The 335-nt window shown below is 65.7% G+C and carries 1 protein-coding gene; it reads left to right on the top strand.

What is annotated here, in order from left to right; translation table 11 throughout:
• Positions 1-335: hypothetical protein (locus ACW5W8_RS23985; protein WP_498630916.1), on the top strand; the 335-nt coding region annotated here is incomplete at both ends.

Raw genomic sequence — 335 nt, 5'->3', positions numbered from 1 at the left:
CCAGCTATTGGCCACGGCCATTGATACGGGCAGCGGGGCCAGTGCCAAGCTGACCATCTACACCGGTACCAAACCGGCACCAGGGGCTGCCACGACTGACCAGCTGGCTCTGGTGGTACTGACATTCAGCCACCCTTGCGCCAAGACGATCAGCGGTGGGGTGCTGACCCTGAAACCCCTGGCCGAGCAAATGGCCACCGCCAGCGGAGCCCCCACCTGGGGGCGCATTGTTGACCGGGATGGAGCCTTTGTGGCGGATCTCGATGTCGGGGTGCCGGGCAGCGGCGCCGATCTGGAGCTGCCCGCAGCGGAGTTTTTTGCCGGTGCGCTGATCC

It is taken from the genome of Aeromonas aquatilis (genome assembly GCF_054052405.1).
This window is presented reverse-complemented; position numbering and strand designations above follow the sequence as displayed.